At 36.7% G+C, this 3,411-nt stretch carries 2 protein-coding genes and 1 pseudogene; all 3 read left to right on the top strand.

All coding sequences use genetic code 11. The annotated features are described in order from the left end of the window. The first annotated feature begins 49 nt into the window (after positions 1-49). Positions 50-952 (top strand): IS1595 family transposase, encoded by a 903-nt coding sequence (locus tag FJV36_RS12875; protein WP_158728025.1) that lies wholly within the window; start codon positions 50-52, stop codon positions 950-952. A 281-nt stretch (positions 953-1,233) separates the two neighbouring features. After that, positions 1,234-1,887 carry a phage tail protein gene (locus tag FJV36_RS12880; protein ID WP_158729334.1) on the top strand — a complete coding sequence of 218 codons (654 nt, stop codon included), beginning with the start codon at positions 1,234-1,236 and terminating at the stop codon, positions 1,885-1,887. A 74-nt stretch (positions 1,888-1,961) separates the two neighbouring features. Next, positions 1,962-3,411: pseudogene (locus FJV36_RS12885) on the top strand (hypothetical protein); the annotation flags it as partial.

Raw genomic sequence — 3,411 nt, forward strand, 5'->3', positions numbered from 1 at the left:
TAGAGTTACTTACTTAAAAAACACTTATATTTATAGTAAATACAAGGATATGGAAAGTATATTTCAGGGGGAGAATATTTTAGAGTTCATAAAGACATTCCCAGACGACCAAAGTTGCCGTGAATTTATAGCCAATGAGAAGTGGAAAGACGGCTATAGATGTAAACGTTGCGAGAATACGAAGTATGTTTATTTTGAAAAACACAATAAAAGAGAGTGTACCAAATGTAGATATAAAGAGAGTGCAACGGCAGGAACTCTTTTTCATAGAGTTAAATTTGGAATTCAAAAAGCATTTTGTATTGCCTTTGAAATGACTTGTACAACCAAATCAATATCCTCAACTCAAGCGGCAAAACGCTATGGAATAACTCAAAAGACTTCTTGGTTGTTTATGCAAAAAGTAAGACTTGCGATGAAGTCCTCAAAACAGTATCCAATGACAGGAAATGTACAAGTTGATGAATTTGTAGTTGGCGGAAAAGAAACAGGAAAACAAGGTAGAAGTTACGATAGCAAAAAGGCAAAAGTTGCTTGTGCTGTTGAGCTGACAGATGAAGGAAAGATAAAAAGAGGTTATGCAAATGTTATTGATGATTATTCTGCAAAGTCAATAAAACCATTATTTGACGAGCATATAAGTAAAGATGCGAATATTAAAACAGACCAATGGACAGCTTACAAAATAATAGCAAAGAGCTATAACATCGTCCAAGAAAAAAGCGTTCCTGGGAAAAACTTCAAAGAAATGCACACTATTATTCATCAGGTAAAAACTGCAATAAGAACGATTCAATCACACGTCAAAAAGGAACATCTCCAAAAATATTTAGATGAATATTTTTATCGACTGAACAGGTCAATTTACAAAGATTCTATTTTTGATAATATATTCAAACGATTAGTCTCACATCCGCATCAGGGTTGGAAGCAAATCGTAGTCATTAAGTAAGTAACTCGAAAAATATAAAAACAAACTCTCACATTATATCCTGATACTAAAAATTCAAACTAAGTTATGAACTAAAAACAAATATTAACATTAAATAATTTACAAAAAAAATGAAAAAATTATTTAAATTATTGTTAAAAACAGGTAAATATACGTGGTTTTGGACCATTTATTTCAATTAGATTTGTTGCGCAAAGTACACAATAAAAGATAATTAATAAAAATACGATTACAAAAAAACACTTAAAAAAACTAATTTTAACATTTTAAATCAAAAAATTATGGAAGACGAATTAATGGGAACCATCAAACTTTTTGCGGGTAATTTTGCTCCAAAAGGTTATTTTACTTGTGAGGGACAAGAATTACAGATTAGAACATACAATGCATTGTATGCAATACTTGGAACCTATTATGGCGGAGATGGTATAAATACATTTAAATTACCTGATTTGCGTGGTGCTTTTCCAACCCAATGCACAAACATCTCAGGAGCACATCCAGGGGGAACTTATTCACTTGGACAAACTGGTGGTAATCAAGCTGCTACTATTACAGCTTTAAATATGCCACCTCATACACATTCCATAATAAAAGGATCAGGAACAAATCTTACAGGTACTGTAACCGTAAATACTGTTTTACAAGCTAGTACAAGTGCTGGAACTAATTCGACTCCCTCTGCAACTAATAATGTTTTAGGAAAAACAGTAGATGGTAGTGGCAATCCAGACCCAAATTTGTATACTAATGCCGTACCGAATCAAAATATATCAGGAATTAGTTCAACAGTAAACAATACTTTAAACTTTGACCCTACAGGGTTGCAACTTACACCGTGGGGATCTGGGCAAACACCACTACCAACTGTACCGCCATTTGTTGCTATGCAATATATAATATGCTATGAGGGTATTTTCCCTTCTAGACCATAATAAATTAAAAGTTGGACTGTTTTTCAACAGTCTATTATTTTTATAAATTTGATAATAAACACATTAAACTAATTATGATAAAAAAACTACTTTTCTTGGGATGTTTTCTAAGTTTGTTAACATCCTTAAACGCCCAAACCACTTTATCAGCAGGAGATATCGCTATTATAGGTACTAATTACGATGTTCTCCCTTATGAAATGACTATCGTAAATCTTGTTCCTATTTCAGCAGGTACTGTTATTAGAATAACAGATTATGGGTATGATGAAGCTACTGGTACTTTCGGAAACACTTCTGTAACGAATACAGCAGAAGGCTCCATTGCTTGGACGTTAACTTCGGCTATGCCAGCTGGAACCGTTACTAAATTTTCAATTACAGGAGGAGCAACTCCTAACGTGTCTGGCCTACCAGGCGTTGTAAGTGTTACAGGATGGACAAATACAAATACACTAAACTGTCCTGTCCCTGCTGGAGGAGATAACTGGTTTGTTTTTCAGGGAAGTTCAACTACATCTGTAGATCAGTTTGTATTTGGCTTTGTAAATACATTTGGCGTCACTTTCAATGGTGTAAATCAACCTGCAGGACAATTTCTTGTACCTGGAACCGGACTACAGCCAAACAATGGCAATTCGTATTTACCTCCCTCCCTTACTCTTGGATCAAGTGCTATTGCACTTAATAGAGATCCTGCTAGCGGAGGATATCATGGCAACAATAATGTTTATACCGGTACAAGATCGGGTTCAAAAGCAGCTATTCTTTATGCAATTTGCTTAAATACCAGTAATATTAATACTGATAATTGGCTTTCTGATGAATTGACATCAAATGACATCAATCCAGGAGGAGCATACTTCCCTGGTACTAATCCGATTTTTACTGTTACAGCACCTTGTGCTTTGAGTCTTACTGCTGCGTCGCAAACTAATGTTTCTTGTTTTGGAGGCTCAAATGGTGCAGCTGCTATCAACACTCCTACTGGAGGAGCTGGTGGATACACCTATAACTGGACGCCGGGTAATCCAACGGGTGACGGAACTACTTCTGTTACTGGCTTGACAGCAGGAACCTGGACATGTACTGTTACCGATGCTAACAGTTGTACTACTACTCAATCATTCAATGTTACCGGACCTGCGGCGGTTTTAGCTGTTACAGCCGCTTCACAAACCAACGTATCTTGCTTTGGCGGATCTAACGGTGCAGCTTCTGTTAATACGCCTACTGGTGGAACTGCCGGATATACGTACAACTGGACTCCCGGAACTCCTACTGGAGATGGAACAACTAGCATTACTGGATTAACTGCTGGAACATGGACTTGTAATGTAACCGATGCAAATGGTTGTACTGCGACTCAATCATTCAATGTTACTGGACCTGCAGCAGCTTTAGCTGTTACCCCAGCTTCACAAACCAATGTATCTTGTTTTGGTGGATCTAACGGTGCAGCTTCTGTTAATACGCCTACTGGAGGAACTGCTGGATATACGTACAACTGGACTCCTGGAACTC

It is taken from the genome of Flavobacterium sp. I-STPP5a (assembly GCF_009764685.1).
Classification (GTDB): domain Bacteria; phylum Bacteroidota; class Bacteroidia; order Flavobacteriales; family Flavobacteriaceae; genus Flavobacterium.

Bases quoted from the DNA above. Each gene is read 5' to 3' on its own strand.
- FJV36_RS12875 (WP_158728025.1), top strand. From the start codon at position 50: ATGGAAAGTATATTTCAGGGGGAGAATATTTTAGAGTTCATAAAGACA.
- FJV36_RS12880 (WP_158729334.1), top strand. From the start codon at position 1,234: ATGGAAGACGAATTAATGGGAACCATCAAACTTTTTGCGGGTAATTTT.